The 25,606-nt window shown below is 50.8% G+C and carries 21 protein-coding genes; 20 read left to right on the top strand and 1 reads right to left on the bottom strand.

The features are described from left to right. Positions 1 to 27 precede the first annotated feature (27 nt). The 11 genes from CFI03_RS09765 (at position 28) to CFI03_RS09715 (ending at position 12,885) form a co-directional block, all read left to right on the top strand. Complete coding sequence (locus tag CFI03_RS09765; RefSeq protein ID WP_248757235.1) at positions 28 to 1,644, top strand: extracellular solute-binding protein; 1,617 nt, start codon at positions 28 to 30, stop codon at positions 1,642 to 1,644. Between the two features lie 92 nt (positions 1,645 to 1,736). Further along, a complete protein-coding gene (locus CFI03_RS09760; RefSeq protein WP_132305242.1) occupies positions 1,737 to 2,639 on the top strand; it encodes an ABC transporter permease in 903 nt (300 codons plus the stop codon). 36 nt (positions 2,640 to 2,675) lie between these two features. Next, positions 2,676 to 3,551, top strand: coding sequence for a carbohydrate ABC transporter permease (locus CFI03_RS09755; protein ID WP_201004275.1), 876 nt, complete (start codon positions 2,676 to 2,678; stop codon positions 3,549 to 3,551). A gap of 45 nt (positions 3,552 to 3,596) precedes the next feature. Beyond that, on the top strand, positions 3,597 to 4,547 hold the full coding sequence (locus tag CFI03_RS09750; RefSeq protein WP_248757234.1) for a sugar phosphate isomerase/epimerase family protein: 951 nt from the start codon (positions 3,597 to 3,599) through the stop codon (positions 4,545 to 4,547). Then, positions 4,548 to 5,243: a hypothetical protein gene (locus CFI03_RS09745; RefSeq protein WP_248757233.1), complete on the top strand. Its 696-nt coding sequence runs from the start codon at positions 4,548 to 4,550 to the stop codon at positions 5,241 to 5,243. Beyond that, on the top strand, positions 5,240 to 7,006 hold the full coding sequence (locus tag CFI03_RS09740) for a hypothetical protein (RefSeq protein WP_248757232.1): 1,767 nt from the start codon (positions 5,240 to 5,242) through the stop codon (positions 7,004 to 7,006). The genes CFI03_RS09745 and CFI03_RS09740 overlap by 4 nt, the downstream gene beginning before the upstream one ends. Next, positions 7,003 to 9,243: a glycoside hydrolase family 88/105 protein gene (locus CFI03_RS09735; RefSeq protein WP_248757231.1), complete on the top strand. Its 2,241-nt coding sequence runs from the start codon at positions 7,003 to 7,005 to the stop codon at positions 9,241 to 9,243. The genes CFI03_RS09740 and CFI03_RS09735 overlap by 4 nt, the downstream gene beginning before the upstream one ends. Positions 9,244 to 9,278: 35 nt before the next feature. Then, positions 9,279 to 9,950: an MgtC/SapB family protein gene (locus tag CFI03_RS09730; protein ID WP_248757300.1), complete on the top strand. Its 672-nt coding sequence runs from the start codon at positions 9,279 to 9,281 to the stop codon at positions 9,948 to 9,950. A gap of 98 nt (positions 9,951 to 10,048) precedes the next feature. Next, positions 10,049 to 11,089, top strand: coding sequence for a LacI family DNA-binding transcriptional regulator (locus tag CFI03_RS09725; RefSeq protein ID WP_248757299.1), 1,041 nt, complete (start codon positions 10,049 to 10,051; stop codon positions 11,087 to 11,089). 119 nt (positions 11,090 to 11,208) lie between these two features. After that, positions 11,209 to 12,288, top strand: a complete 1,080-nt coding sequence (locus tag CFI03_RS09720) for a Gfo/Idh/MocA family protein (protein WP_248757230.1) — start codon at positions 11,209 to 11,211, stop codon at positions 12,286 to 12,288. Between the two features lie 102 nt (positions 12,289 to 12,390). Beyond that, a complete protein-coding gene (locus CFI03_RS09715) occupies positions 12,391 to 12,885 on the top strand; it encodes a VanZ family protein (RefSeq protein WP_248757229.1) in 495 nt (164 codons plus the stop codon). Positions 12,886 to 12,994: 109 nt separating this feature from the next. Here the strand turns inward: CFI03_RS09715 and CFI03_RS09710 are convergent, their stop codons facing one another. Next, positions 12,995 to 13,822, bottom strand: coding sequence for an AraC family transcriptional regulator (locus tag CFI03_RS09710; RefSeq protein ID WP_248757228.1), 828 nt, complete (start codon positions 13,820 to 13,822; stop codon positions 12,995 to 12,997). A 117-nt stretch (positions 13,823 to 13,939) separates the two neighbouring features. On the opposite strand from CFI03_RS09710, the gene CFI03_RS09705 reads away from it, so the two are divergent. The 9 genes from CFI03_RS09705 (at position 13,940) to CFI03_RS09665 (ending at position 25,566) form a co-directional block, all read left to right on the top strand. Further along, positions 13,940 to 15,997: a beta-galactosidase gene (locus CFI03_RS09705; protein WP_248757227.1), complete on the top strand. Its 2,058-nt coding sequence runs from the start codon at positions 13,940 to 13,942 to the stop codon at positions 15,995 to 15,997. Positions 15,998 to 16,176: 179 nt separating this feature from the next. Beyond that, a complete protein-coding gene (locus CFI03_RS09700; protein WP_127496051.1) occupies positions 16,177 to 17,127 on the top strand; it encodes an ABC transporter permease in 951 nt (316 codons plus the stop codon). 119 nt (positions 17,128 to 17,246) lie between these two features. Next, positions 17,247 to 18,011: a carbohydrate ABC transporter permease gene (locus tag CFI03_RS09695; RefSeq protein ID WP_248757226.1), complete on the top strand. Its 765-nt coding sequence runs from the start codon at positions 17,247 to 17,249 to the stop codon at positions 18,009 to 18,011. A gap of 130 nt (positions 18,012 to 18,141) precedes the next feature. Next, positions 18,142 to 19,731 carry an extracellular solute-binding protein gene (locus CFI03_RS09690; protein WP_248757225.1) on the top strand — a complete coding sequence of 530 codons (1,590 nt, stop codon included), beginning with the start codon at positions 18,142 to 18,144 and terminating at the stop codon, positions 19,729 to 19,731. A 139-nt stretch (positions 19,732 to 19,870) separates the two neighbouring features. Next, positions 19,871 to 21,304, top strand: a complete 1,434-nt coding sequence (locus CFI03_RS09685) for a response regulator transcription factor (protein ID WP_248757224.1) — start codon at positions 19,871 to 19,873, stop codon at positions 21,302 to 21,304. Positions 21,305 to 21,334: 30 nt separating this feature from the next. After that, complete coding sequence (locus CFI03_RS09680; protein ID WP_248757223.1) at positions 21,335 to 23,131, top strand: cache domain-containing sensor histidine kinase; 1,797 nt, start codon at positions 21,335 to 21,337, stop codon at positions 23,129 to 23,131. Positions 23,132 to 23,297: 166 nt separating this feature from the next. Then, the gene (locus CFI03_RS09675; protein WP_248757222.1) at positions 23,298 to 24,137 is read left to right on the top strand and encodes an AraC family transcriptional regulator; all 840 of its coding nucleotides are present in this window, start codon (positions 23,298 to 23,300) and stop codon (positions 24,135 to 24,137) included. 162 nt (positions 24,138 to 24,299) lie between these two features. Continuing rightward, positions 24,300 to 24,701, top strand: a complete 402-nt coding sequence (locus CFI03_RS09670) for a family 43 glycosylhydrolase (RefSeq protein WP_248757221.1) — start codon at positions 24,300 to 24,302, stop codon at positions 24,699 to 24,701. Beyond that, positions 24,628 to 25,566 (top strand): glycoside hydrolase family 2 TIM barrel-domain containing protein, encoded by a 939-nt coding sequence (locus CFI03_RS09665; RefSeq protein WP_248757220.1) that lies wholly within the window; start codon positions 24,628 to 24,630, stop codon positions 25,564 to 25,566. Before CFI03_RS09670 ends, CFI03_RS09665 begins: the two co-directional genes overlap by 74 nt. Positions 25,567 to 25,606 lie beyond the last annotated feature (40 nt).

The following is a 25,606-nucleotide window of genomic DNA, read 5'->3' as shown; positions in this document are numbered from 1 at the left end:
AAGGGATGAAAGAGGGGTTGGATTCGAATGAAGCAAAGCAGAAAAGGTAGAAAGACAGCCAGCACTCTATTAACGGCTACGCTCGTAGGCACGGTGCTGCTCAGCGCATGCAGCAACAGCGGCGGTAACGAGAAAGCCAATGAATCTAACGGAGGCGACAAAGCTACGAGCGGCAAAGCCTCGACATTAAAGGTTGAAGTATTCGACCGAGGCAATTCTCCTGCAGGCTCTACCATTACGAACAACTACTTGACGAAGCTTGTACAGGACAAATTCGGTACTCCAAACAACATCAATGTGCAATTCGTACCGATTCCACGCTCGGAAGAGGTTCAGAAGCTGAACGTTCTGATGGCTAGCGGCAGCGACGTTCCGGATATCGTATTTACTTACGACTCGGGCACATTCTACCGGTACGCGCAGCAAGGCGGTCTGACGGATCTTGGCGAACTGCTTGATCAATACGGTCCTAACCTGAAGAAATTCCTTGGCGATGAAACCCTTGCTTACGGACAATATCAAGGGAAACAGTTTGCTCTGCCGGCGAAACGCTCGCATCTTGGCAAATACTCGTCGTTTATCCGTCAGGATTGGCTCGATAAGCTGAACCTTCCGGTTCCAACAACAACCGACGAGCTTTACAATACCTTGAAGGCGTTTAAGGAAAAAGACCCGGGTCAAACCGGCGGCAAGGTCATTCCGCTTGGCATGGCGCTTGCACCGGCCCAATTCGAGCCCTTGATCTGGTCCTTCATCCAGCCTGTGACAGAGGAACAAAGATACACCTTAACGCAGCAGCTTGGTTCCAATGATTATCCGGTGCTGCTGCCAGGCTTCAAGGATGCGCTGCAATTCATGAACAAGCTCTACAACGAAGGGCTTATGAGCGCCGATTTCAGTCTTGACGAGGATAAGAAAAAGCTCGGAGAGGATGTCGCAAAAGGTTTAATCGGTTTCTACAGCGAGGATGACATGAATCCTTTCTATGCGGACGGCACGTACGCAACGCTTCAGAAAAATATTCCTGCTGCAAAGCTGTCGGCAATTGATGTTTATACCAACTCGGAAGGCAAGCATCCGAAACCGGAATATGCGCCAATCGGCATGTATTTAATGATTCCTAAGAGCAGCAAGAATGCGGTGGAAGCCGTTAAATACCTCGATTGGATGGCATCGGAGAATAACCTGTTCGACATGCAGAATGGCGTCGAAGGCGAGAATTATACTCTTCAGAACGGCGTTCCCATTGTAAAGACAGATGCTTCGGATGATGTGAAAAACCGCATTTACAACTGGGGAGATATGGCGATTATCTCGAACGGGAAGCAGCTTGGCGATGCGGACAAGAACGTAGAGGCTTACGTATACGGTATGCCAGAGGCTTACCAGGATGAGACACGCAAAGCGCTCAGCATCTCAAGATCCGACACAATCAAGCCTGTTCTGTTCGATCATCCGATTGAAGCGCAAGCGAAATACGGCACGGCTTTGCGAGATAAGCTCAATGAAATCATTGTAAAAACAACAATGGCGAAGCCGGACCAATTCGAGAGCACTTATGAGTCCGTAATGAAGGATTACATGGCAAACGGCGGTCAAGCGATTTTGGATGAACGCACAAAAGCTTACGAGGCAATGAAATAGAGGCAGATCCTACAATATAAAAGCCTGGGGACGATGAGCGAGATAAGGCTCCCGTCTCCCGGCACATCGTAAGCGGACAGGGGTGGATGGCATTGAAAGGACTCTCGTATTTACGCAGATATTGGCAATTATATGCTCTACTGATACTACCGGTAAGTTATTTTATTATTTTCAAATACGGTCCGATGTACGGCATTCTGATCGCGTTTAAAGACTTCAACTTCTTCCAGGGCATTAACGGCAGCGAATGGATCGGCTTAGACGGATTCAGGGAAGTGTTCGCGATGCCGGACTTTTACAAGGTACTGCGCAATACGTTGATGCTTAACTTCTTGGACCTCATCGTATCATTCCCGGCTCCACTCTTTCTGGCCATTATGCTCTATGAGCTGAAAATAGGTTGGTTCAAAAAGCTGTCGCAAACGATTTTGTACATTCCGCATTTTATTTCCTGGGTCATAATCGGCGGTATCGTATTGCAGGTATTCGGTACGCAGTCCGGCATGATCAACAACATCATTACATCGCTTGGCTTTGATGCCATTCCGTTTCTGACGGATAAGAAGGATTGGCTTATTACCTACTTGGCCGTTGGCGTCTGGCAGAGTGCCGGATGGGGTACGATTATTTACTTGGCTGCTCTTACGGGTATTAACAGGGAATTGTTCGAAGCAGCAGACGTGGATGGCGCGGGCCGTCTCAGAAAGATCTGGAACATTACGCTCCCATCGCTGAAACCTACAATCGTAACTCTCCTCATTATCAACCTGGGGCATATGATTGCAATCGGTTTTGAACGTCCTTACATTATCGGCAATACCGCCGTTCGTGATTACGCGGATGTGCTAAGCACGTTCGTATACCGTATCGGCATTGAATCCGGGCAATATACGATTGCTACCGTAGTTGGTTTATTCCAGGCTCTTGTTGGACTCGTCTTCGTGCTTGGCGCGAACTATGCCTCCAAAAAATTGGCGGATCAAAGTATTTTGTAATCTATGCTATCGAAAACGGGAAAGGAGCGGTAAGACATGAGAGATCGAAACGCCAGCCGGTCATTTGACGTAATTAACACTCTTGCGATACTTCTATTCGTGCTGATATGTCTGGCTCCGTTTATTCATATAATTGCGATTTCCTTAAGCTCGTCGCGCGCTATTATGTCAGGCGATGTCAGTATTTATCCGGTGGAAATCAATTGGGGCGCTTACAAGCAGGTAGTCACGGACATGTCGATGATCCGTTCACTCGGCTTTACGATTTTGCTGACGGTTCTGTTCACCGTGTTCTGCATGGTGATGTCGATTGCGGCAGCGTACCCGCTGGCCAAAACCAAATTAAAAGGCCGCAAGGTTGTCATGTTTATTATCATTATCACGATGTTTTTCAGCGGCGGCATTATTCCGGAATATATGCTCGTGCGTAATCTGCACCTGCTCGACTCGATTTGGGCGCTTGTGCTGCCGGGACTAATCAGCCCATTTTATCTGATTATTCTGATTACGTTTATTCAAAATATTCCCGATTCGCTTGAAGAATCGGCGGAGATCGACGGCAGCTCTTATTTCCGTACGTTAACGAGCATTATCGTGCCGCTGTCGATGCCGGTTATCGCTACGCTAAGCTTGTTCTATGCGGTAGGCCGTTGGAACGGCTTTACCGATACGCTGATGTACATTACAAGCCCGGAGTTGTATCCGCTCCAATTAAAACTGTACCAGCTTGTTCAGAACAACATGGTCACCGATTTGATCGCGGCGGAAGGCGCAAGCGGACGCCAAATGCTGCAGCCGGAAAGCCTGAAGGCGGCAAGCGTTATTTTCGCAACAGTACCAATCCTGATCGTGTACCCGTGGCTGCAGCGCTATTTCGTAAACGGCGTTATGCTTGGCGCGGTAAAAGGTTAACCAAAGAGGCGGCAAACGCCGCTACGCATCTGGAGGATGAAAGTCATGGGGAAGGACAAAGGACAATATTCGTTCTCAACCTGCTGGAATATTAAAAGGCATCAAACGGGCAGCGGCATGATCGAAGAGATTCGGGAGCTTGGCTTCCGTTACGTCGAGCTGAACTACAATGTGACGAGCGAGCTGCTGTCAACGATTGAACCGATGATTGAACGGGGAGAAATCGGGGTGTCGAGCGTACATAATACGTTCCCGCATGTGGCGGATCCCGATTACGGAACCGATTCGGTTCTGCTTGGCTTCGACGACGAAGAGAAGCGTCAGCGTTCAATTGAGCTGCTGCTCCGCTCTGCCGAATACGCGAATCGTTATGGCGCGAAGGCGGTTGTTGTCCATCCGGGAGAGGTTCCGTTCGACTACAACATCGATCAGGAGCTCAAAAAGATCTATAGCGAGCAAGGCCCCGAATCGGCTGCTTATCTGAATCTGTGGAGCGAAATGCTCGAGCGCAGGGAAACGTTCGCCGGCCGTTATCTTGACCGGATTGGGGACAGTCTCGAGGAAGTATGCGACCGGCTCGAGGCCAAAGGCTTAGACGTATCCATCGGCATCGAAACGCGCTCGCGCTGCTATCAAATGCCGACGTTAAGAGAAGCGAAGACGGTCTTCGACCGGCTGAAAGGCGCACGCGTCGGGTTATGGTACGATTTTGGCCATGGCATGATGATGGAACGGATGGGGCTGTACGATAACGCCCGCGATATGGAAGCGATTAAGGATCATGTCGTCGGCATTCATATTCACGAGACGGTTAGCCTGTCGGATCATTGGTGCCCTTACGTGCATAGCGGCGACATGAATTATTTTGACCGCTTCCTTCCGATTATCGCTGCCGCTCCCGTCAAGGTGTACGAGCTGAAAGCGGCATGCACGCCGGAGGAAATCGAGCTTAGCCATGACCGGCTGCTCGGGAAGCTAGCGGCAATCGGAGGCTAGATGATGGATATCCGCCAATTGGCAGCATACGCTCCGCGGTTATATTTCGATAAACAGGAACCCTTTTACCCGGTACGGGTTGGGGTTTCTGTTCTTCATCGGGGAGAGAAATCCCCTTCCTTTCCGCGCAGGTTCGAGCATCTCGCTGACGGTATTGATTATGTGATTGAATTCGCTATTTATTGGGATTATGACATTCAGCATTTGTATGAGCTCGAGCATGTGTGGGTTTACGTCGATAGGAACGGTGGGGTAGCGGATGCCGAAGCCAGCTTTCACGGCAAATACTTGAAGGCTTTGCTGCCGGACCGCTCGAACCTCGCAGGAAAGATGATAAGCGTCTATTCCCAGCCGGGGAAGCATGCTTTCTCGCCGCTGCCCGTCTTATTCGAACTGCTGCCCCATGCAAGAACGGCAACGCAGCAAGGGGCGGGTTCGGACGGCTTGACGCTGCCGGCATGGTATAAGGCCAAGGGGCAATACGATGACAAGACGAATGAGCTGGTCCGCGCGTATCAGCAGAGGCATCACCGGTTTACGCCGTCCTTCGAATTTGTCCCTTACGAGCTTGCGGAGCAGGAAAACCTGTTTGTTCCATGGAAATCGCTGTACGAGGAAATACCGGATAGGATCGAAGCGGAATTGGCAACGATCAGACATACACTTGCCGGCTTGAAGGAGCCATTGGAAGGATGATTACGATGTACGAGAAGCTTGTGGCCGTTAACGATGATTGGGTTACGCGAGGCTTGGATAATCAAATAAACGATAGTCAAAGCCGCTTTGATGGCGGGGTTGCGGATCCGGACAGCGGAATTCCGTTTGCTACCCATACCGGCACGTTAGCCGTAATGGCTATTTGGGGCTGTGCGCTGGTGAATGAGGATTCCCGTTACTATCATGACGAGAAGCTGCTTGCCAGCCTGGATCGGGCGGCGGCATTTATTGTCCGCCAGCAGCATGCCGACGGCACGATCTCCCCGGGCTGGACGAATATGCATTCGCCGCCGGATACGGCGTTTGCCGTTGTTGGGCTTGCGCAGCTTTACGAGCTGCTCGACATGCATGATTGGGCGGGTTTGGAGCCCGTATGCCGGAATATTAGGCGATTCCTGGAACAATCGGTTCCGGCAATGCTTACCGGTGGCTGCCATACTCCTAATCACCGCTGGGTGCTGACGGCTGCTCTTGGCTTCCTGTACACGATTACCGGCAATGAGGCATTGATTGCCCGCGCCGAAGCATGGCTCGCGGAAGGGATCGATTGTACGGAGGATGGCGAGTGGACGGAACGAAGCAACGGGATCTACAACGGCGTAAGCGACGTGATGCTGTACCATACCGCCGAGCTGCTTGGCCATCCCGAGCTGCTGGAGCCGGTTCGCCGCAATTTGCGGATGATGGCTTACCTGATTCATCCGGACGGGGAAGTCGTAACGGATTATTCCGGCAGGCAGGACTTTGGCCATAAATACGATATGTCGGGTTATTTGTTCGTATCCTGCCTGATGGCCGAATACGACAAGGATCCGTTGTTCGCCGCGCTTGCCAAGCTGGGCGCGGAGTCTTCCACCCATCCGGGCGCGATTCCCAACAACGCTTTGCTCGGCCTTTTGCTGCATCCGGAGCTGCGCAGCTCAACGGTTGAGGCTGGCCATTTGCCGGAGTCCTACAAGGTTGTCATTAACGGGCAATTCGACAGGAAGCATTATTTAGGCCGGATGGACGCTGCCGGACATGGCGGGAAAATCTATCACAGCCGGCTCCATCCGGAATTTGGCGCACCGGTCGCCCGGCAGCGGGAGGGGCAAACAAGCTTGACGGTTATGGCGGAGACCAATTCCATCTTTGCGCTGCGCCACGGAAAAGCTCAGCTGCTTGGGGTGCAAGTGAGCAGCTCGTTTGAGCCGGGCTTTATCAAGATGAACGAGCTGGAGCAGCTCGAGAACGGATATAAGCTAACAGGCTCGGAGTCAAAGGGCTATTATGGACCGATTGCCGCCGACAGATTGCCTGGATCAGCCGCAGAGCAGGTGAGCCCTTGGTATCTTTTGCCGCATCAGCTGCGCGAGGTCACTCATCTGCAGCAGCATCAGGTGCAGGTGGAGCTGACTGAAACCGTTGATGGCTGGCGACTCCGCGTACGCTGCGACAAGCCGGATGTGCTGTTGACCCAGATTTCCTTTATCTTCGGGAAAGACGGAGAGTTTAGCGGAGGAGATCGGGCGCCTGCCGAGGCCGGAACCGAATTTTGGAAAGAAGGCACCGTGTCGTTCAAGGCTGGCGAAGACTGGATGGAGCTCGACGGCGGCGCCCATGAGCATCGGATGAAGTCGATTCGCGGAGCAGCCTATCCGGCTGATTGCCAGACGCTTGTGGTCAATGTGCTGACGCCGTATGACCGGACCTTTGATATCCGGCTGTCGCCTTCAAATGGAAGTGGGAGGAACGGGCAATGACCGTATATATAGAGCCTCGGGATAGCGCAAGATCTGCGTTTGGCGATGATGAACACCGCATTTTGGAGCTGCTGGCTAGCCGCTATGTCGGAGCAAATCCACCCATTCCGTTTGCGTATCGCCCCTTTTCGAAACAAGGCATTTTGCAAAATGAAGAAGGTCTGTACGACATGGAGCTTGGCTCCAGATGGCCGCAGGCGGTAACCGGCGATTACGCTTACGTGTACGGACTTGTATGGAGCGACAATGAACGCTCGATTGATTGCAATCTGGAGCCGATCGGCCCTATTCGACTATACATGAACAACCGGCTGCTGTTCCGTACTTCCGCCGTGGAAGAGATGAAGCCGGATGCCCGCGTCGTAGTTCCGATGCTGCTGGCTCAAGGCTGGAACCGGATTCTGATCGAGGCAAGACGTACGCCTGCGGGCTTTGGCTGCCGGTTTGGGGCGGATGAAGCGAAGGTGCGGATTCTGAACGTGCTTGCTCCATTCACCGGACGGGACGGAAGCGCGGGATGGGTATTCTCCGAGCCGGTAAAGAAGTCTTTGTACGGGGAACTAGGTTTCCCTAACGAACGTTTACCGGAAGAGGAAACCGGCATTCGCTGGCTTCCCCGAACGAAATGGCAGGAGGATGAAGTTTCACAGCCGAACCTGACGCGCCTCTTCGGTACTCCGGAGACAACCGTTGCCGGGTACGGCTGGACCAAGCTTCCTTTCCTGCCGGGGACAGAATCGCTTGAGCTTGAAGGAAAAGTATTTGGGCCGGCATCGGTATGGCTGGACGGCAAGCTGGTGCTGAGCCTGGCCGAAGCGGGAGCATTCCGCGAAAGTCTGAAGCCGGAATCCGGCAGCGGACATCTGTTGATCCGCACGGAAAGCAGCGCGCGTGGCTGGGGCTTTGAGTTGAACGCTTCGTCAGGCGGCGAGCCGCTGGCTCTCCGGCAGCCTGTACACATTCACGGGTATGACGGCGAGTGGATTTATGCCGGGCCTATTGCGGCAAATGCGGAGCTGGATGCTTCGGAGGTTGGCCGACTGTCAGCCCTGCTGCCTGCCGTTCGCTTGGACGGTCAAGCCGCGGGCAGCACGTATTGGGAGCTGGATATGCCTAAGACCCGGCTTCGTCCTTATTATGAGAATGCGATGCTAAGCAACAAGTGGACGGTTGGCACAGCTACCAATTACGGGCGGTGGGACTATCCGCTTGGCGTTACGATGTACGGTTTGCTGCGCACGGCGCGGGAATTGAACCGGGAGGACTGGTCGCGTTACGCTTTGTCGCATATCCGCACCTGTACGGATATGTACGATTATTCCTTGTGGGACCGGCGGGAATACGGATTCCCGAGCGTTAATCATCAGCTGGTGCTGATGAAGATGCTGGATAATTGCGGCTCGTTCGGCTCGGCGATGCTGGAAGCGTATCTTCAGGAGGGAGACGACGTATTCCGCCGCATTGCGGATTCCATCGTCGAATTTATGCTGAAGCGGCTGGAGAGGAGAGAAGACGGAGCTTTCTTCCGGCTCAGCGAAGGGGAATATTTCGACAAAACCATGTGGTCGGACGATCTGTACATGAGCGCGCCGTTTCTGACCCGTTATGCCGTTATTACCGGGGACCGGGAAGTACTGAATGAAGCAGCCCGGCAATTTTTGCTGTTCCGCCGTTATCTGTTTATAGAAGAAGAACGGATTATGTCGCATGTCTATGATTTCAAATACGGCCAGGCAACCCGAGTGCCTTGGGGACGGGGCAACGGATGGGTGCTGTTCTCGCTTTCCGAGCTGCTTGAGCGTCTGCCGGAGGATCATTCGGACCGAGAGGCATTGCTCGATTTCTTCAAAGCGATGTGTTCCGGAGTAGCCTACCTGCAGAGCGGCTCGGGTCTTTGGAGACAAGTGCTGAACGAGCCGGAAGCCTATGAGGAAGCTTCTTGCACCGCGATGTTCGCTTACGCCTTCTCGAGAGGCATCCGTTTCGGCTGGCTGCAAAACAGCGAAGATCATGACTACGCAGCCGCAGCAAGGCAAGCCTGGAAAGGCCTGACCGAGAATGCCATCGACCGTTCGGGCAGCGTACACGGCGTATGCAGCGGCTCGCGATATTCCTTCTCGCCGGATTACTATATGCACGACCTGCGTACCGTCGTAAACGACAATCACGGCATTGGCATTATGATGCTTGCCGGCGTTGAGGTAAGCAAGCTTAACCGCGCAGGAAGCGTTGTCTAACGAGGGCTTGCGGCTACGGAAAGGGGGGGTTACCGCTGTTTGCGATTAAGCTTGGGGCGGCATTAGCCCTTGGTCTGCTCATCGGGGTAGACCGTCAGCTTCGGCATAAGCCGCTTGGCATTAAGACAAGCATGGTCATCTCGGTAGCAAGCTGCCTCATTACGATGGTGTCCGTAGAAGCGGCATCCACGCTTGCCCGCCCGGGGATGACCAATATGGATCCGATGCGTCTCGCCGCCCAAATCGTAAGCGGAGTTGGCTTTATTGGCGCCGGAGTTATTCTGCGGCGGAACAATGACGTCATCTCCGGCCTGACAACGGCCGCGATGGTGTGGTCCGCCTCCGCGCTTGGCATTGCGGCGGGCGCGGGCTTTTACAAGGAGGCTTTCACGGCTGCCGGTATTATCATTCTGGCCGTTAACCTTGTGCCCCTTGCCGTTCGGGCGCTTGGCCCTTCCAAGCTGCGGGAGCGCGACGTATCCGTCTGTTTGACCTTCGACCGCTTGGCCGAGCTGGACGGGATGCTGGCAAGCATCCGGTCGGATCATCAGATCAAGCATACAACGATTAAGGATATCGGGGATGGCCGGATGCAAATCCGGCTTGTCCTGTCATCCGGAGAGCTGTATCCGACGACTTCGATCTACGAGGAAATGCGCCGGTTTAAAAACGTTCTATCGGTTGAAGTCGAAAATTTGAGCTCCTGAAAAGGAATTTGCAAATATTCCAGATAAACGTTGAAAGCGCTCTCCTTAACGCGCATAATGGACTTAAATATGTTTCGCGCGATTGGAGACCGTCAATGATGAAAGCGACCATATACGATGTAGCTAAAGAAGCAGGCGTATCCATTGCCACTGTATCCCTTGTCATTAACGGCAAAGGGAAAATCAGCGAGGAGCGCCGGGAAGAGATCCGGCAGATCATGCTGCGCATGGGCTACAAGCCAAGCATGATCGCATCCGCGCTGACCGGTAAAAAAACGTATGCCTTAGGCTTGCTTGTGCCGGATATCTCTAATCCTTTTTTCGCTGAGATCGCAAGGGCGGTTGAGGATGAAGGGCAGCGGCATGGCTACAGCGTCTTTATATGCAGCACGGACAACAAAGACGAGAAGGTGGAGCATTATGCCGCCTTGCTTCAGCAAAAAAACGTCGATGGCGTTATTATCAGTACCGGCTTGAAGGAGCTATCCGTGTTAAATCCGCTTCTGCAAGGGGGAGTTCCGGTAGCCCTGCTGGCTAGGGAGTTTCCAACCGTTGAGGTTCCGACGGTTGTTGTGGACGATTATGAGGGAGGGGCCGCCGCCGCAGGGCATCTGATCTCGCTTGGGCATACCCGTCTAGCCGTTCTGGCCGAGCAAGGCTCGATCAGCAGCAGCAGGGAGCGGGTTCGGGGGTTCAGGCAGACCGCTGAAGCGGCGGGGCTTATGCTGGATCCGTTATTTGTCGTCAGCTGCGGCCATAAGGATGGCAAGGACAGGGCATGGGAGCTGCTTCAGATGAAGGACCGCCCGACGGCGATTTTTTGCTGCAACGATTTGCTGGCGATTGGCGCGCTCCGCGCGGCCAAGGAGCTGGGACTGCGGATTCCTCAGGATTGCTCGATTATCGGGTTTGACGACACGGTGCTTGCTTCCGTCACGGATCCGCCGCTGACAACGGTGGCCCAGCCGATTGAACAGATGGGGCAAAGAGCGGTGCAGCTGCTTGTCCGCCAGATCAGTCAGCCGGGAGAAGAGAGTGAACGGATCGTGCTTTCCCCATCGCTGACTATCCGGCAGTCCGCCGCGATGCCGGACAATGCTTCCGTCTATAATCCTCTTCGCGAGAAGAACTCAGGCTGAGCTTACGGCCCGTAGTCCGGAAACCTTTCGGACTGCGGGCTTTTTGCGGCCTGTCCGCAGCTGGTATACTGGGTAAAGAAAGGCGTATTCGTAAAATTGCGGGGTAACGGGAGGATATTATGAGCATTGTACGGTTTGGCATTATAGGGGGAGGCTGGCGCAGCGAGTTTTTTCTGCGTATTGCAAAAGCGCTGCCTGAACGATTTGATGTTGCAGGCGTCGTTGTGCGCGACGAGGAGAAAGGCAGAGCATTCGAGCAGGCATGGGGAGTTCCGACGTTCCGTACGGCTGCCGCGATGCTGGATGCCGTTTCTCTTGCGTTTGTTGTCGTCAGCGTACCGCGTAAGGTTGCTCCGGACGTCATGCTGGAATTGACAGGCCGAGATGTTGCGGTGTTATGCGAGACGCCGCCCGCCGAGAAGCTGGAGGATCTCATCTCATTATACCGGCAGGTCGGCGGCAAGGGACGGATTCAGGTTGCCGAGCAATATGCATTTCAGCCGAATCATGCCGGGAGGCTGGCCATTGTCCGCTCCGGCAAGCTTGGCCAGGTGACGCAGGCTCAAGTATCGTCCGCGCACGATTATCATGGCATTAGCCTGATTCGCCGCTATCTGGGCATTGGCTTTGAGAACGCCAGCATTCGCGCCGCCGCTTTCTCTTCACCGATTATGGAAGGTCCGGGCCGTTCCGGTCCGCCGGCAGAGAGCAGAATAAAGCAATCGGAGCAGGTTATGGCGTCGCTGGATTTTGGCGGAAAATACGGCGTTTACGATTTCACCGGAGACCAGTATTTCTCCTGGATTCGTTCGCCGCGCGTGCTGGTGAGAGGGGAACGAGGCGAAATCAACAACTTTGACGTCCGCTACTTGCTTGATCATTTGACGCCGGTCCATTTGCGGATGACCCGTCAGCAGGCCGGATTGGACGGCAATTTGGAAGGCTATTACCTGAAGAGCCTTCACTTAGGCGAACAGGTCGTGTACAAGAATGACACGGCGCCGGCACGTCTGACCGACGACGAAATCGCTGTGGCGGCATGCCTGGAGAAGATGGGAGTATATGCGGCCGGCGGAGAAGAGTTCTATAGCCTGGCGGAAGCCTGCCAGGACCATTATCTGGCTCTTTTGATGAAGGAATCCCTGCTAACGGGCGGATCGGTTACGACGGAAACCCAAATCTGGGCGGAGCATAATTAAGAAAAACTTTAGATTTGCCCTGCTTAATTTTTAAACAATGAGTCTTATTCTGATTAAGTCAACGCAGGCGGCGATTGGCTTAACGGAAGGGCAGGGATATTTATGATGAAATACACCAAAGGCAGCATCCTATCGGTTCTTTTTTTATTCTATCTTTATATTTTGCTAAAGGTGGTCTTGTTTAAGTTCAGTTCGGTTAACATAGCGTTTCTATGGCAAAAGCTTCACTGGACGTTAGAATACCCGGAATATATGCGGTACGGTCTGGAGCGGGCCAATTTTACCCCGTTCAAATCGATCTCGCAAAATCTTCACGGGCTGTCGGAGCGTCACGAACAGGTAAATTTGTTTGGCAACATCGCGATTTTCCTGCCTTGCGGCATTCTCGTGGGCTTATGGACGAAGCATGACTCCATTTCCTTTCTTGGAGCAGCCGCTCTTTCGTTTGGTTTAAGCTTGGCCCTGGAATGCTCGCAGCTTGTTTTCGCTATGGGCAGCTTTGATGTCGATGACCTTATTCTGAATGGCTTTGGCGGACTTCTGGGATGGTGGATCATGTTTGTCATACGAAGGGAAAGAGCACTTGCACAAGTTTAGCTTGCGCAAGTGCTCTTTCGTATATATACACCGCCGTCATTAACCTTAAAGGTACAAGCTGTGTCCCGAACACGGCTTGTACCTTTTTTTATGCGGATCCCAAGATTGGTTAACGTCCGTACAGCTTCCGGTAAGTCTCCGGCGTCATGCCTTCCTTTTGGCGGAAGGTGGAGACGAAATGGCTCGCATCGCGAAAGCCTACCGCTTCGCCGATGCGGCGTACGGTCCAGTCCGGCCGGGAAGGCAGCCATTCCTTCGCTTTCCGGATCCGCAGCTGAATGAGATACGAATAAGCCGTCTGGCCAAACAGCTCGCGGAATCTTTCGTTCAGCTGCCTCACGCCGATGCCAAGCTGCCCGGCCATGTCGGCCAACCCGATCTCCGGGTTGGCGAAATGCTGCTCCAGCCAGGCCAGCAGCACCTGAATCCGCTCCAGCCGTTTGGACATGGACGGGCGGTTGTCCGTTCGGGCATTGGTCCGAAGGAGCGTCAGGAATTGGTACAAATCGGCCGATGACTGCCAGCCGGAAGGATCGCTTCCGGCTTCGGCAGAGGTCAGCATGTTGAATAACTGATCGCTGATCCGGTCGTTGCCGGCTTCCCATTGGAATCGTTCGGCGCTTCCCCAGCCAAACGATTGCACGATGCTGGCAGCCATACCTCCGCGAAACGTAATATAACCCGTCTGCCACCAGCCGTTTCTGGCCTCGTACAGGTGCGGCGTAAACGGGGCAAGAAGGACGCCGGAGCGCTCATTCATTTTCCAGGTTTGACCGCCAACCGTCAATTCGCCTTCCCCGTCCAAGGTCTGGAGCCAGTGGAAATAGGGATAACCCTCCTGTCTGTCCAAGGTCTCCTGATCGGGGTTGAAGCCAATCGTTTCGAGCTGCAGGGGCAGCGGCTCGGAAGGGAAGGCGGGCACGACTCGTCGCATCATAGGAACCTCCATATTTTTATATGCGAAATCATTAATTTTATATAGGTTAAGGTAATGAGAAGGCTTACAATAGAAGCAGATAATGCAGTTTTATCATATACAAAGAGGTGTGACAAGATGATAAATACGAAAAAGCCGAAGATTTGGTATGGCGGCGACTATAATCCGGATCAATGGGAGAAGGCAATCTGGGACGAGGATTTAAGGATGTTCAAGCTTGCCGGAATCGATGTGGCAACGCTTAACGTGTTCGCCTGGTCAAAAAACCAGCCTGACGAGGATACCTACGATTTCGGCTGGCTCGACGAGATGATGGACAAGCTTCATGCGGACGGCGTTGGCGTCTGTCTGGCTACAAGCACGGCGGCGCATCCCGCGTGGATGGCCCGTAAATACCCGGATGTGCTGCAGGTTGATTTCAACGGCAATAAACGCAAGTTCGGCGGGCGCCATAACTCTTGTCCGAACAGCCCGACCTTCCGCAAGTATTCGGTGCGTATGGCGGAGAAGCTTGCCGAGCGGTACAAAGATCATCCGGCTCTTCTTATCTGGCATATCAACAATGAATACGGCGGCGCGGGCAACTGCTATTGCGACAATTGCGAAGCGGCATTCCGCGTATGGCTGAAGGATCGTTACGGAACGATTGAAGAAGTAAACAAAGCTTGGAATACGGCGTTCTGGGGTCATATTTTCTACGACTTTGAGGATATCGTTCTGCCAAGCGGACGCAGCGAGGAATGGTACGGCGCGAACGGCCGGACGGAGACAAACTTCCAAGGTCTGTCGCTCGACTACATGCGTTTCCATTCGGACAGCCTGCTCGAGTGTTACAAGCTGGAGTACGAAGCGGTCAAGAAGGTTACGCCGGATATTCCGGTTACAACCAACCTGATGGGCGCTTTCAAAAAGCTGGATTATCATAAATGGGCGAAGCACATGGACGTTGTATCCTGGGACAACTACCCGAGCTTCGATACGCCGCACAGCTATACCGGCATGATGCATGATCTGATGCGCGGCCTGAAGGACGGCCAGCCGTTTATGCTGATGGAGCAGACGCCAAGCCAGCAGAACTGGCAGCCGTACAACTCGCTTAAGCGTCCGGGCGTTATGCGCTTGTGGAGCTACCAGGCCGTTGCGCGCGGAGCGGATACGATCCTGTTCTTCCAGCTGCGCCGCTCCGTCGGGGCATGCGAGAAATATCACGGCGCGGTTATCGAGCATGTCGGCCATGAGCATACCCGCGTATTCCGCGAATGCGCGGAGCTTGGCGCAGAGCTTGGGAAGCTGGGAGATGCTTTGCTCGATGCGAGAGTGAAAGCTAAGGTTGCCATTCTGTTCGATTGGGAAAACTGGTGGGCGATTGAAATGTCGAGCGGTCCATCCATTGCGCTTAAATACGTGAATGAAGCCCATAAATTCTATGATGCGCTATACCGTGCCGGCATTGCGGCCGATGTGGTCAGCGTGGAAGCGGACCTCAGCGGCTACGACCTGGTTATTGCGCCGGTCATGTACATGGTGAAGGATGGCGTGGCCGAGAAGCTGGAAGCCTATACGGCTGCCGGCGGCGCGGTTATTACAACCTACTTCAGCGGTATCGTAAACGAGACCGATCTGGTGACGCTGGGCGGTTACCCGGGCAAGCTGCGTAACCTATTCGGCATCTGGGCGGAAGAGATTGATGCCCTGCTTCCTTCGCAGCGCAACCGGATTGTTTTGTCCGATAACACGCTTGGTTCGAAGGCAGAATACGAATGCGGCATGCTCTGCGATCTCATTCATTCGGAAGGCGCCGAAGTTAAGGCCGTATACGGGGATGATTTCTACAGCGGCATGCCTGCCCTAACGGTTAACAAGTTTGGCGAAGGCGAAGCCTGGTACCTGGCGACAAGCCCGGAAGTGGCCTTCCTGCAGGACTGGCTGCCTCAGCTATGCGCTTCCCGCGGCATCAAGCCGCTTGTCTTCGGCACGCCGGATGGAGTGGAGACGACGATCCGCTCCAAAGACGGCCAAGATTATCTGTTTGTGCTTAATCACAATGCGGATGCCGTTACGGTGGCGCTCGGAGAGCAAACCGGGGTTGATCTGCTTACGGGAGCCAGCGTCCAAGGCGGCGCAACGGAGCTTAAAGGCTATGACGTGCGGATCATTAAGCTTAACCAGGCATAGAGTAGAGTTAAACCGCAAGGGCTATAACCTTAGAGTAAAAGCACGCCTGTTCATGGCGTGCTTTTTGTTATTTTAATTTATTACAAAACCTCACTTAATAAATTACATTTTATTAAAAATCCAAGCAGGTATAATTTTTTACATGAGCTCACCTTATACGGAAAGAGGGATTGATAAAATTGAAAGCGGTTTTAGGCAGAGATAGCCAGCGCGTCGAAATAAGGAGAAAAAACCGAATCGTTCAAAATATCAAGAGAGATTTTTTGTTATATGCCCTTTTGCTGCTGCCAATGGCGTATATCGCGTTATTCAGATACGCGCCGATCTACGGCGTATTGATGGCATTCCAGGATTACAACATTTTTCAGGGCATTAGCGGAAGCGAATGGGTTGGGCTTGACGTGTTCCGGTTTATTTTTGAGCAGGACAGCTTTTACCGGGCTTTAACAAATACGCTTGTTCTTAATCTTCTGGATTTGGTTGCAGGCTTCCCGGCACCGATTATTCTGGCGATTTTGTTAAATGAGCTTAGGTTTACGCGATTCAAAAAACTGACGCAAACCGTTCTGTACCTGCCGCATTTTCTATCTTGGGTCATTATCGGAGGCATGGTGTACCTGATGTTCTCGTCGGGCGGCATGGCCAATACGATCTTGTCCGGCCTTGGTCTTGGCAAAATCGAGTTTCTCTCCGACAAAACAAACTGGCTGATCATGTATGTAGCCGTTGGGATATGGCAGAGTGCCGGTTGGGGGACCATTCTTTATTTGGCCGCCATGATCGGAATAAACAAGGATTTGTACGAAGCGGCAGACATTGACGGCTGCAGCAGGATTCGTAAAATCTGGCATATTACTTTGCCGGGCATCAAACCAACTATCATCATTCTGCTTATTCTGCAGATCGGAAGAATGGTCTCGATCGGATTCGACCGGCCATTCGTCATGGGAAATTCTCTTGTCAGCGATTACTCCGATGTTATCAGCACTTATGTCTACCGGATCGGGATTGGATCCGGCGATTTCTCCCAGGCAACGGCTGTCGGATTGTTCCAATCGGTTGTAGGGCTGCTGTTTCTCGTATCGGCCAATTATGTTGCTAAAAAAATCGGCGAGAACGGAATCTGGTAAAGGGCGTGAGTGCGTTGAACAAATCAAAAACGAATCTCGTAGATCTACTGATTGTATTATTCATAACGGCGGTTTCAATAACTTGTCTTGTTCCCTTCCTATATATGATAGCGCTTTCCTTGAGCTCGAATAATGCGATTATCTCGCAAAAGGTATCGCTTTGGCCGGTAGAACTCACGTTTGAAACCTATAAAACGATTCTGAGCGATAACGACATGCTTTATACCCTTGGTTATACCATTGTGCTTACGATTTTGTTTACCGCATGCTGTATGTTTTTAACCATATGCGCCGCTTATCCGCTTACTAAGAAACGACTGATGGGTAGAAATTTCTTGTTGACCGCTATGGTGTTCACGATGTATTTCAGCGGAGGACTCATTCCGAGCTATATCCTGGTGAAAAATCTGGACATGATGAACACGATGAGCAGTTTGATCTTGCCTGGCGCATTGAGCGTCTTTAATATGATCATACTGAAAACCTTCTTTTCGTCTCTTCCGGAAAGCCTGGAGGAAGCGGCAGCGATCGACGGATGTAATGAATGGGGCATTCTGGTTAAGGTTGTTCTTCCGTTATCCATGCCTTCTATAGCAACCTTAAGCCTCTTTTACGCGGTTGACCGGTGGAACGGCTTCCAGGATGCTCTGTTTTATATTACAGACAAGAACCTGTACCCGATGCAATTAAAGCTGTATCAGATTATTACCGCCAATCAGCAGCTGGATACGCAGCAAGGCGAAGGAAGCATGGGAGCGTTTATCGTTCCGGAATCCTTGAAGGCTGCAAGCGTCATGTTTGCTACCGTACCGATATTGCTCGTTTACCCTAAGCTTCAGAAGTATTTTGTTGACGGAGTAATGACGGGGGCTATCAAAGGTTAAGGCAGAGCCTCGTGGGCAGCCGTAGGGAAAGGTGGTGATCGTTGCCAAATTGCCGGAATTCGTGAACAATTATTGGGGCCAGTTAAGATTTCATAAAGACGATAAGAATAAAAAAGCGAGGTTGAAAAACATGAACAAAAAAATGTTGGTTTTACTGCCCGTGCTTACTTTGCTAGCCAGCGGATTGGCCGGATGCGGCGGCGATAACAATAATAAAGAGAATCAGCCGAATGAATCATCGGCCGCTTCAACCGAGACGAAATCCCCTTCAGGCCCGCCGACTACACTTACGGTAGAGGTGTTTGACAGAGGGATACAAGGCCAGCCGGATCTGAACAACAACACCTGGACCAGGTATATTAACGAACATTTCGGCAAGCCAAACAATGCGGTTGTAAAATTTGTTCCGGTTCCGAGATCGCAGGAGATTGATAAGCTTAACGTCATGATGGCAGCGGGCGAGGCGCCGGATATTTCCTTTACTTATGACAGCGCAACCGTATCCCGGTACGCCAAGATCAACGGTATCATGCCATTGGAGGAATTGCTTGAGAAGTACGGCCAGGATCTGAAAAATTATCTGGGCGAGACCGTTCTCACTTACGGGCAGTTTAACGGGAAGCAGATGGCGATCCCCGCAAAACGAACGTCGCTGGCTTGGATCGGCAGCTTCATTCGAAAGGATTGGCTGGACAAATTAGGGCTGCCGGTGCCGACGAACAGAGATGAATTATATAATACTCTCGTTGCATTCCGAGACAAAAATCCCGGCGGCGTAGACGGCGTTATTCCTTGGGGATTGGCGGCGACCGGCATGAATTACGGCACCGGTAATTTGGCCGAGTCTTTCTGGGGCGAACAGTCTGAGGAGGATTTTGTAACCTCTCCGAACTGGTTAAAGCCAGGAAACAAGGAATCGCTGAAATTCCTCAACAAGCTGTACAATGAAAAATTGATCAGTCCCGATTTTGCGTTGGACAAAACGGCAAAGCAGGCGGATGCGGACGTGACGAACGGCAAGGTCGGATTTTTCAGCGCTAACTGGGATTACGCGTTTAGACAAAACATAAGCGAGCCGTTAAAAGCCAATGTGCCTGATGCTAATTTTATTCCGATCGATACGTTTAAAAACGATGAGGGCAAATACAAAAAAATGATTTACAACGAAAATGGTTTAAATGTGTTTATTCCGAAGTCCAGTAAAAATGCGGAGCTGGCGATTAAGTACTTGAACTGGATGGCAAACCCCGACGTGTTATTTTTCCTGCAATACGGGGAGGAAGGCGTAAACCACAAAACGGTAGACGGAATCCCGCAGGTGATTGCGCAGACCGGAGACAATATGCAAATGAGCCCTCAAAACCTCGACTATACCTTGGTGGTAAACGGCGTTGAGCTTGGCGATCAAGAGAAGAATATTAAAGCTCTTTCCGCTTCGTATGCCGGATTAGAAGAGACGGCAGAGCAGTCCTACAAAATCAATACGACGGACGGTTACACCAGCTTCTTCTATGATACGCCAAATGATGCCAACATTAAGTACGGCAAGACGCTTGGGGATTTGAACAAACAGATGACCGATAAGCTGATTGTGTGCAAGCCTTCGGACTTCGACAGTTTATACGATAAGCTTGTGGATGAGTATATGGCGGCAGGCGGCAAAGCCGTTATGGAGGAGAACGTGAAAATTTACGAAGCGATGCAGGCAAACAAGAAGTGATATAATAGGTTGGCTTGCTGACAAGCCTATGGACTTTAGGGTTCATAGGCCTTTGTCCATATAAAGAGAATGGCTGCGATTTGTTCCTGGTTACCGAGTTCCCACGATTATGACGAGAAGAACCTATCGGGAGGTACTTATGTATAGTGTCATTATTGTAGATGATGAGCCATGGGCGATTAAAGGAATAAGGAATGCCTTTGACTGGGGCAAACACGGATTTGAAATAGCCGGTCAGTTCACAAGCGTTCATAAAGCATTTGAGTTTATATGCGATGAAAATCCCGACCTGATCGTTACGGACATTAGAATGCCTGAAATTTCCGGGCTAGAGCTGATGAGGATGACCAGAGAAAAGGGCAAGCATGCCGACTTTGTAGTTGTAAGCGGTTTCGCCGAATTTTCCTATGCGCAGGAGGCAATAAGATACGGGGCGCTGGATTATTTCTTGAAGCCTATCGATATCGAGTTGGCGGAAACCTTAATTAATAAGCTGGCTGTCCATTTCGCTAACAAAAGAGGTCACCGTAATAGCCTTATCCTGGAGGCGTTAATGTCGGCTGACGAACATGAATTGAGCCGTTTAACTCCTTTTTTTGATCCTTCTTCGAAAGATGACTATTATCGCGCGCTTATTCTTTATTCGAATCGTGAACAAATCGGCGGCAAAAAGAAGTTTGATGTCAAGCATGCCTTGGAGATCGAGCTGGGATCAAGGAAAACGTTATATATACTAAAAAGCGGCCAAATGGCGGATTTGAAGGGACTTAATTTGGCGAGTTTGGCGGGAACAGATATTAAGGCTGCGGGAATCAGCAGCATCTCGAATCATTACAAGGATCTTGCCAAGCTGATCAAGGAATCCGACCTGGCGGCCTCAAAGGTCTTTTTAAATGAGGATGAAAAGGGTTTATTCGAATTCGAGCAAAAGCTGAATACAGTCAAGCCTTTTATAGATAGCATTTCTGTCATTATTCAGGAGAAACAATTCGAAGCTTTGGAAGATACCATGGGGAGGCTCAAAAACGACTTCAGCAAAAATAACGCGGGCATGGGGGAGGTTGTTTATTTATGGAATCAGGTGGTCGGCGTATTATTAGCTTCCTTTTACGAGGAACTGAAAGACATGGAGCTTGGCTTCCTGAATTATTCAGAGCTCAAGGAGCGCTTCGAGAACTTTGAGTCCTTATGCGGTTTTTTGTATGATGTCCTTCTCTATATCAGGCAGTTGAACCGTCAATGCGTAAGCGAAGGCGATATCGGCTCCTATTTCGCCCAGATGGTGAAATATATCGATAATCACTATTCAACCAAGCTGTATCTAAAAGATTTATCTTCAAAGTTTTTCCTTAATCAGGTCTATTGCTGCCAGCTGTTCAAGAAAAACTTGGGGAAAACCTTCTCGGAATACGTCACGGAACTCAGGATAAATAAAGCCTGCGAGCTGTTGAAGCATACGGAAATGTCCGTTGAGGAAGTAGCTTTAAAGGTCGGAATCATGGATTATTATTATTTCAATAAAGTATTCAAGAAGCAATGCGGAATAACCCCCGCAAAGTACAGAAAATGCTGATTTTTAAATTAACGTATCGGAGTGGGCAGCTTGAAGATCAGCAGACTGAAGCTTAAACATCAAATCTTCCTTATCGTGTTGTTTACGGTCATCATCTTTACCTTTATGGAGGCTTATTTCTATTTCAGCTTTTATAATCTGACCCAGACAAGGGCCGCCAATTACGGCAATAAAATCATTGAGCAGACGCGTCAAAAGATCGATTCGGTTTTTAATGATATAAAGATCAGCACGAATACTGCTGTAGATAATAGAAAAATTCAGGAATTTACTACGGCGGATAACGATTACACGAGAGATATCGACATCGGCAATTACGTCATCGACTTAATGGAGTACATGAGATCCTTCAATTCCTATGTAAGCGGCATTGTCATTAATGATAATCAAGGCAGAAAGGTATACAGCGTCGATTCGATAACCGGCGATATTTTTTTCCTGAATCAGTATAACGCGTTTATTCAAAAGTACAAAAACGACAGCGAAGCTTTAAAAGAAGGAAGGTTTACGGATTTGTTGAAAGACGGCAAATCAGGAAATAAATATTTCTTTTATGTGACACCTGTTATCGAATCGATAGGCGGCGTTCATTTTTCGCAAAGAACCGGCTTTTGTTCCGTTATGGTCAATATCGGAAAGCTGCAGGAGCTGATTGAAAACACGGAGCTTACGCCCCACTCCGCCCTGTATGTTCTGAACAGCAGCAACGAAGTTATAGCTTCCAACCAGGCAGGCTTCCGCGGCGTTTTGTTCGAGGATATCCTGTCGGCGGACCGGAACAGCTTAACAAGCGGAGTGAAAACGGAGATTAACGGGGAGAAGGTTATCGTCCAGGAGAAAGGTCTGGAACAAGCAGACGGTTGGAGCATTGTCAGTATTATCCCGGTTCATGAATTGACGGAGGACATGAATCCCATTAAACATAACAGCATAATAGCCGGAGTCGGAATCATTCTGAGTCTCTTTATACTGGGTTATTTCTTTCTAAACAATTTGACGCGGCCGGTTATGGGGCTTGTGGCGGACATGAGGAAAATCGGCAAGCGGGAGGGCTTCAGAGTAAAGGTTCGATCGACGAATGAAGTTGGAGTATTGGCTTACGATATCAATCGGATGATTGACAAAATGGAGAATATGTCCAGCCATGTTATTAGCACGCAAGCACGATTATACGAATCGGAGCTGAGCAAGAAGCAGGCGGAGTTTTCTGCTCTGCAAAGCCAGATCAATCCGCATTTTCTCTATAATACTTTAAATTGCATCAGCGGCATCGGGCTGGAATACGGCAGCAAGGAAATCGCCCAAATTACCTCGTGTATGTCCAAGATTTTCCGGTATAGCGTGAAAGAGGATGCATTGGTACGGATCAGCGAGGAAATGGAATGCATTAAGGCTTATTTGAATATTATCTCTATTCGATATGAGAACAAATTTGCGATGGAAGTGCGGATAGACGAGAAGCTGATGAACCTGCAAACACCAAAAATGATATTGCAGCCCATTGTGGAAAATGCCGTTTACCACGGGCTTGAGAGAGTGGATGCCGAAGGAGAGCTTAAGGTCAGCGGCCATTTCGATGCCAATGGAGACATATGCTTTGCGGTAACGGATTCGGGAAGAGGAATGGATGAGGAGAAGCTTGAGCGCTTAAGAGAGAAGCTGAATTCGAAGCATTCGGATAGAGGGTCCGGGAAAAGTATCGGTCTGCCGAATATAAATAACCGAATAAAGCTGCTGTTCGGAGAAAGCTACGGCGTAGTAGACATCGTTAGCCGGTTGGGATGCGGAACGACCATAATTGTCAAAATACCAGCTTTGGAAAAATAAATTTGAAGCTTGATCTGGCGGAAAAGCTGGGATCAGATAGGGAAAGATCAATAGATTTGTCCACCTTCCATACATCCTTTTCCTTGAGCATCTCTTGAAATTATTGCTATAATTTCCTAATAAAGCTTCAGGAGAGAGAGCATGCAATGGAAAAGGGGGATGGAAGATGGAGCAATGCAATGAAAGCTTTATTATTAGCATCGACCGTTTCAAGCCGCATACCTTTCATTTGGAAGAGGGAGACGGTCTTTTTATCTCGCATTCTCATGATTACGACGAATTGACGTTGGTTCTGGATGGAGAAGGCTATTACAGTTCCCCGGAACAAAACATAAAGGTGCGCGCGGGCAGCTTGATCCTGATTCCTCCCGGACTGCATCACGGCTTTGTATGCACGAAGCCTTGGAGAGGAGTATCCGTTCATTTCAGCCATGATCGGATTCCGCTCCAATCCCGTTTCCTGTTTCAAACCGGATACGAATGTAATCGAATTCATCCTATTCAGCTGGATGAAGAGGATACCGATTGGGCGAAAATCAGCTTTAGCCAGCTGGAGAAGGAATGGAAGAAGGATACGCGCAGCATGGATTCCATCAATATAATGCGAATTGCTTTCGAGACGGTAATCGTCTTATTCCAGCGGTATCAAGCACTTACTTCCCAAACAGCCGGCGGCAAAAATGATCAGACGATTATTCAGGAAGTATTGAAGGAAATTCACGCCAGGTTCTACAGTCAGCTTACGGTTCATGAACTGGCCTCCAAGCATTTCGTATCGGAGAGCAATTTGCGCAAGAAGTTTACCGAGATCGTTGGCGTATCGCCGAAGCAATATATGATTAACCTGCGGATGGAGGAGGCGAAGCGTCTGCTGCGGCAGACCGACAAAGCCATCGAATCGATTTCCTCCGAAGTCGGCTTTACCTCCTCCAGCCGATTTTATGATTTCTTCGTGAAAGCGGTTGGGGTAACTCCGTTCGAATGGCGCAAGCAAAACACGAAATAACAAATTTGATAAAGCCGGCTCTTTTTCGACCGTCGAAACCGATTTGGCTATTCCGTTTTTTGAACAAAAAATAAAGCGCTTTCGCAATTGTTCGCCGAGGGGAGACTCCTAGATAATAGGAGATGCAAGACGTAATAATGAAGCAAGAAAAGGAGAGAGTAGATGACTCAAGCTAAGACATTCCGCAACCCTATTGTTGCAAACGCTGGCGATCCATGGGTATATAAGCATACAGACGGTTATTACTACTACATGTGTACGCTGGGAAGCCGTCTGGAACTGACGCAATCCGCCAGCTTGACGGGGCTTGCGGGGGGGCGCAAACAAACCATATGGACACCTGAGGCTGGAGGCTCGTACAGCAGCAATCTATGGGCGCCGGAAATTCACTTCTTGAATAACAAATGGTACATCTACTACACCGCTAATGATGGAGGAGGAGATGATACCCGCCGGATTTGCGTTCTGGAGAATGAGCAGGCGGATCCGCTTGAGGGCGAGTGGACGTGGAAGGGCGTTCGGGCTTCGCTCGGTGAAGCTGAACGGGATGGCATTCCGCATTAACGGCAAATCCGTATTCCAGCGGCTTGTGCTGGATCAGGGCTTTTACCCGGACGGTGTCTATACGGCTCCAAGCGACGAAGATCTCCGCAAGGATATCGAGATCTCGATGGGACTTGGTTTTAACGGCGCCAGGCTGCATGAGAAAATATTCGAGCCCCGTTTCCTGTACTGGGCGGATAAGCTTGGCTACCTCGTATGGGGCGAGCATGCCAACTGGGGATTGGACATTACGACTTCGGAGGGGCTCGCCGGCTTTTTGCCGGAATGGCTGGAAGGAATGGAACGCGATTTCAACCATCCCGCGCTTATTGGCTGGTGTCCGTTCAACGAGACTTGGGATAAGGACGGGACCAAGCAAAATAACGAGGTGCTCCGCATCGTCTATGAGGTGACGAAGCGAATGGACCCGACGCGTCCGGTTATTGATACGAGCGGTAACTTCCATGTCGTCACGGATATATTCGACGTTCACGATTACGATCAGAATCCGGAGACGTTCCGGGCGAGATACGAGCCGATGAAGAACGGCGGCGAGGTATTTAATACGTTTCCCAAGAGGCAGCAGTATGAAGGCCAGCCTTATTTCGTCAGCGAATACGGCGGAATCTGGTGGAATCCGGACCAGAAGGACGAGAAGTCGTGGGGCTATGGCGACCGTCCGGTATCGGAGGAGGACTTCCTTGCCCGCTATGCGGGATTAACGGATACGCTGCTCGATCATCCGATGATGTTCGGCTTCTGCTATACGCAGCTGTATGATGTGGAGCAGGAAGTTAACGGCCTTTACACGTACGACAGACGGGCGAAGTTCGACCCCGAGATGATCCGCCGTATCAACAGCCGCAAGGCGGCAATAGAAGATTGAGTTGAGAGGCTTCCGGGTAACCGGAAGTCTTTTGTTTTGT

Source organism: Paenibacillus sp. ATY16, from assembly GCF_003399985.2.
Taxonomy (GTDB): Bacteria; Bacillota; Bacilli; order Paenibacillales; family Paenibacillaceae; genus Pristimantibacillus; species Pristimantibacillus glycanilyticus.
This window is presented reverse-complemented; position numbering and strand designations above follow the sequence as displayed.

What these genes read in the sequence shown, in the direction of transcription:
- CFI03_RS09765 (WP_248757235.1), top strand. Translation starts at nt 28, where the DNA reads ATGAAGCAAAGCAGAAAAGGTAGAAAGACAGCCAGCACTCTATTAACG.
- CFI03_RS09755 (WP_201004275.1), top strand. Translation starts at nt 2,676, where the DNA reads ATGAGAGATCGAAACGCCAGCCGGTCATTTGACGTAATTAACACTCTT.
- CFI03_RS09750 (WP_248757234.1), top strand. Translation starts at nt 3,597, where the DNA reads ATGGGGAAGGACAAAGGACAATATTCGTTCTCAACCTGCTGGAATATT.
- CFI03_RS09745 (WP_248757233.1), top strand. Translation starts at nt 4,548, where the DNA reads ATGATGGATATCCGCCAATTGGCAGCATACGCTCCGCGGTTATATTTC.
- CFI03_RS09740 (WP_248757232.1), top strand. Translation starts at nt 5,240, where the DNA reads ATGATTACGATGTACGAGAAGCTTGTGGCCGTTAACGATGATTGGGTT.
- CFI03_RS09735 (WP_248757231.1), top strand. Translation starts at nt 7,003, where the DNA reads ATGACCGTATATATAGAGCCTCGGGATAGCGCAAGATCTGCGTTTGGC.
- CFI03_RS09725 (WP_248757299.1), top strand. Translation starts at nt 10,049, where the DNA reads ATGAAAGCGACCATATACGATGTAGCTAAAGAAGCAGGCGTATCCATT.
- CFI03_RS09720 (WP_248757230.1), top strand. Translation starts at nt 11,209, where the DNA reads ATGAGCATTGTACGGTTTGGCATTATAGGGGGAGGCTGGCGCAGCGAG.
- CFI03_RS09715 (WP_248757229.1), top strand. Translation starts at nt 12,391, where the DNA reads ATGATGAAATACACCAAAGGCAGCATCCTATCGGTTCTTTTTTTATTC.
- CFI03_RS09710 (WP_248757228.1), bottom strand. Translation starts at nt 13,822, where the DNA reads ATGATGCGACGAGTCGTGCCCGCCTTCCCTTCCGAGCCGCTGCCCCTG.
- CFI03_RS09705 (WP_248757227.1), top strand. Translation starts at nt 13,940, where the DNA reads ATGATAAATACGAAAAAGCCGAAGATTTGGTATGGCGGCGACTATAAT.
- CFI03_RS09690 (WP_248757225.1), top strand. Translation starts at nt 18,142, where the DNA reads ATGAACAAAAAAATGTTGGTTTTACTGCCCGTGCTTACTTTGCTAGCC.
- CFI03_RS09685 (WP_248757224.1), top strand. Translation starts at nt 19,871, where the DNA reads ATGTATAGTGTCATTATTGTAGATGATGAGCCATGGGCGATTAAAGGA.
- CFI03_RS09675 (WP_248757222.1), top strand. Translation starts at nt 23,298, where the DNA reads ATGGAGCAATGCAATGAAAGCTTTATTATTAGCATCGACCGTTTCAAG.
- CFI03_RS09670 (WP_248757221.1), top strand. Translation starts at nt 24,300, where the DNA reads ATGACTCAAGCTAAGACATTCCGCAACCCTATTGTTGCAAACGCTGGC.